The organism is Rhodovulum sp., assembly GCF_011048875.1.
Lineage (GTDB): Bacteria > Pseudomonadota > Alphaproteobacteria > Rhodobacterales > Rhodobacteraceae > Rhodovulum > Rhodovulum tesquicola.
The window spans coordinates 1-3,460 of the sequence record NZ_DSDD01000359.1; the positions used below are offsets into that span (position 1 = coordinate 1).

Here is a 3,460-nt window from a genome sequence, read left to right on the forward strand (position 1 = left end):
GATGTGCTGGATGCGGTCGACCTCTGGTTCGAGACGCCGGGCGGCGGGTTCGATACCCTGGGCTATCTGGGATCGGACACCCCCGTCGGGCCTGCGCGCCTGAACGATCGCAACAGCCTGGCCCTCGACGTGACCGCGGCGGATCCCACTATCCGGAACACGCTCAAGCTTCTGGTCGCCGGTGCGCTCCTCTCCGACAACACCGTCCTCGGCGGCGACCTCGTGCAGCGCAAGGCCCTGGCCGTGGCCGTTGGTGGGGGGCTTCTGACGAATGCCACCGATCTCACCGCCCTGCGTGGCGAGGTTGGCACCGCCCAGGCGCAGGTCGAGACCATCAAGACCGAGAACGCCTCCAGCCGCCAGATGCTGGAGCTTGCCCGGCTCGACATGCTTGCGGTCGACCCCTACGATGCGGCAAGCGAACTCAAGGCCGCCGAGACCCAGCTCGAGACGATCTATACCATCACCGCGCGCCTTTCGCGCCTCAAACTGGTGGACTTCCTCAGATGATGCGCGGGATCCTGACCGTCCTTCTTGCCGTCTCTCTTGCCTTTCCGGCCTTCGCCTCACCGATCCGCATCAAGGATCTGGTCGAGTTCGACGGCGTGCGCGGCAACGATCTGGTGGGCTACGGCCTCGTGGTCGGCCTGAACGGTTCGGGCGACGGCATCCGCAACGCCCCCTTCACCGAAGAGATCATGTCCGGCATTCTCGAACGGCTCGGCGTTAACGTTACCGGCGAACAGTTCCGTCCAAAGAACGTCGCCGCGGTCTTCGTCACCGCCGAGTTGCCACCGTTTTCGCGCGCGGGCTCGCAGATCGACGTGACGGTCTCGGCGATCGGCGATGCCAAGAGCCTGTTGGGCGGGACGCTGGTGATGACCCCGCTGAACGCCGCGGACGGCCAGATCTATGCCGTGGCCCAGGGCACCGTGATCGCCGGCGGCGCCGCGGCCGAAGGCGAGGGCGCCACCGTGATCCAGGGGGTTCCGACCTCGGGCGTCATTCCCTCCGGCGCCCGGGTCGAGCGCGAGATCGATTTCGACTTCAGCACGCTGACCTCGCTGCGGCTTGCGCTGCGCAGTCCCGATTTCACCACCGCCGGCCGGATCGAGGCGGCGATCAACAACAATTACGGGCGCGGCGTGGCGCGCATGATCGACTCGGGCACGGTCGTGCTCGACATCCGCGCAACCCGGGCCCCGTCGCCCGCCCATGCGCTGCAACGCATCGAGGGCATCACCGTCGAGCCGCAGCGCAAGGCCCGCGTCGTCGTCGACCAGAGGTCCGGCACGATCGTGATGGGCGAGGACGTGCGCATCTCGCGCGTGGCCGTCTCGCAGGGCAACCTGACGCTCCGGATCGAGGAAGAGCCGATGGTCGTCCAGCCCAACCCCTTCGCGCTGGGGCAGACCGTGGTCGTGCCGCGGACCCGGGCCGATATCCGGGAAGAGCCGGGGATTGGCCTTGCGGAGGTGCCTGGAGGCGCCTCGCTCTCCGAGGTTGTGGCCGGGCTGAACGCGCTGGGCGTGTCGCCGCGCGACATGATCGACATTCTCAAGAGCATCAAGGCCGCCGGCGCGCTGCACGCGGAATTCGTCGTGCGTTGAGCGCGCTGGTTTCGTCCTGCGTTGAGCGCGCGGAGTTCGACCTGCGCTGAGCACGCGGGTTTCGCGGTGCGGTTGACCCTCGGCCCGGGCGAACCGGGCCGGACCGCCCGCTGCCGCCCGCTGCGGGCCGGTCCTCTGGCGGAACATCACGCCCCAAGCCCTTGCGCCCAATGCGGATGCCCCTGCTCCGGCGCGCGCTTGGTGGCATGGCCCTGCGAAACCGCACAACCCGCCTCGATATCCGCAGGATGCCGAGGGCGGGGCAATTGCCGCGGGGCGGCATCGTCCCGCCCGTTGCCGTCACGCTGCACCCCCGACCCATCCTGCTCATGCGCCTTGCGCCGGGCATGATCGCCTTGCATGCGCCGCGCCATCCCGCCCCCCCGGCCTTCGGGCCCACCGCGCTGGCGCGCCCCATGACAGCAGCTTTCTCGAAAGAGGGGACGTCTCTGCAAGAAACGGCGCTTGCCCGACGGGCCATGCGCGATGCCGAGAGGGCGCCGGGGTCTGCGGGTCGGCGCGACCGGGCGCGCATTGCAGCCCTCGCGGTCAGAAGTCGATCATGGCCCGCGCGGGCCTGCCCGGTCCCTGCCCTCGGCCCGGCGGTCTATCCGCCCGGGAAATAACCGCGCACCAGCGCCTCGGAGATCAGCGTCCAGCCATCGGCCACAACGAAGAAGGCCAGCTTGAACGGCATCGAGACCATCACCGGCGGCACCATCATCATGCCCATCGACATCAGGATCGCCGCGACCACGAGGTCGATGATCAGGAAGGGCAGGAAGATCAGGAAGCCGATCTCGAAGGCCCGGCCGATCTCGCTCAGCATGAACGAGGGCACCAGGACCGACAGCGGCGCCTCGGCCATCGGCACCTCCGGATCGGTCTGCGGCCGCAATGCGGCCAGCGCGTCGAAGGTGTCGATCTCGGCCCGGGCCGCCATGAAGGCGCGGAACGGGTCGATGATGCGCGGGATCGCCTCTTCGACCGGCAGCGTTTCCTCGATCAGGGGGGTCACGCCCTCCTGCCAGGCCAGCGTGAAGGTCGGTTCCATCACGAAATAGGTCAGGAACAGCGCCAGGCTGACCAGAAGCATGTTGGGCGGCGATTGCTGCAACCCGATCGCCTGGCGCAGGATCGCCAGAACGGTGACGATGAAGGGAAAGCAGGTCACCATGATTGCCAGCCCGGGTGCCAGGCTCAGCACGGTGATCAGCAGGATCAGCTGCACGCCCCGTCCCGCCAGCGAACCGCCCTCGCCGCCGAGCGAGATCGAGATCTCCTGCGCGCCCGCCGGCAGGGCGAGCGCGGCCAGCGCGATCACGGCAAGGGCCAGGGGCGCGCGCATCGCTCAGCCGCCCGTCACGGTGTCGATGACCTCGGTCAGCCGCACCGCGATCTGGCCGGGCTGCGATCCCTCGACCTCCTGCAATTCACCGCGCGCGATCAGCCGGTCGCCGATGTAAAGCTCGACCGGTTCGTCGATCCGGCGGTCCAGCGGCAGCACGCCGCCGCGTTCGATCCGCAGCAGATCGCGCAGCAGCGGGCGGGCCTTGCCGACCGAAACCGTGATCTCGATCGGCACCTGGTCGAGCAGCCTTGCGCCCGGCGCCGCGGCCGGATCCTCGGACATGGGGTCAGACATGGCAGCGGCTCTCCTCTTGGGTGGTCAGGAATTCGTCGAGCGCCGTCCGGATCGCGGACAGCATCCCGTCGATGTCGATTTCGCTTTCGGCAGTTCCGGCCGAGACCAGCGCCTGGCCCGGGCCCAGCGTGTCGTCCTCGACCACGGCGAGCGGCAGGCCGGGATCGGCCGAGATCAGGTCTTCCAGCGCCGCCCGGTTCTCGGC

The 3,460-nt window shown here is 68.8% G+C and carries 6 protein-coding genes; 2 read left to right on the forward strand and 4 right to left on the reverse strand.

Features of this window, described 5'->3' with window-relative positions; genetic code table 11:
- The coding region (locus tag ENN83_RS12595; RefSeq protein ID WP_287187496.1) for a flagellin at window positions 1-510 on the forward strand (510 nt) is incomplete at its 5' end.
- Window positions 507-1,610: a flagellar basal body P-ring protein FlgI gene (locus ENN83_RS12600; RefSeq protein WP_287187498.1), complete on the forward strand. Its 1,104-nt coding sequence runs from the start codon at window positions 507-509 to the stop codon at window positions 1,608-1,610. The genes ENN83_RS12595 and ENN83_RS12600, both read left to right, overlap by 4 nt.
- Before the next feature lie 146 nt (window positions 1,611-1,756).
- On the opposite strand, the gene ENN83_RS12605 is transcribed toward ENN83_RS12600, so the two are convergent.
- The 4 genes from ENN83_RS12605 to ENN83_RS12620 form a co-directional block, all read right to left on the reverse strand.
- A complete protein-coding gene (locus tag ENN83_RS12605; RefSeq protein ID WP_287187500.1) occupies window positions 1,757-1,972 on the reverse strand; it encodes a hypothetical protein in 216 nt (71 codons plus the stop codon).
- 245 nt (window positions 1,973-2,217) lie between these two features.
- Window positions 2,218-2,958 (reverse strand): flagellar type III secretion system pore protein FliP, encoded by a 741-nt coding sequence (gene fliP, locus ENN83_RS12610; RefSeq protein ID WP_287187502.1) that lies wholly within the window; start codon window positions 2,956-2,958, stop codon window positions 2,218-2,220.
- Window positions 2,959-2,961: 3 nt separating this feature from the next.
- Complete coding sequence (locus ENN83_RS12615) at window positions 2,962-3,255, reverse strand: FliM/FliN family flagellar motor switch protein (RefSeq protein WP_287187504.1); 294 nt, start codon at window positions 3,253-3,255, stop codon at window positions 2,962-2,964.
- Window positions 3,248-3,460 (reverse strand): hypothetical protein (locus tag ENN83_RS12620; RefSeq protein ID WP_414707663.1); only part of this gene is annotated, 213 nt, incomplete at its 5' end. The genes ENN83_RS12620 and ENN83_RS12615, both read right to left, overlap by 8 nt.

What these genes read in the sequence shown, in the direction of transcription:
- ENN83_RS12615 (WP_287187504.1), bottom strand. Translation starts at nt 3,255, where the DNA reads ATGTCTGACCCCATGTCCGAGGATCCGGCCGCGGCGCCGGGCGCAAGG.
- fliP (WP_287187502.1), bottom strand. Translation starts at nt 2,958, where the DNA reads ATGCGCGCGCCCCTGGCCCTTGCCGTGATCGCGCTGGCCGCGCTCGCC.
- ENN83_RS12605 (WP_287187500.1), bottom strand. Translation starts at nt 1,972, where the DNA reads ATGCAAGGCGATCATGCCCGGCGCAAGGCGCATGAGCAGGATGGGTCG.
- ENN83_RS12600 (WP_287187498.1), top strand. Translation starts at nt 507, where the DNA reads ATGATGCGCGGGATCCTGACCGTCCTTCTTGCCGTCTCTCTTGCCTTT.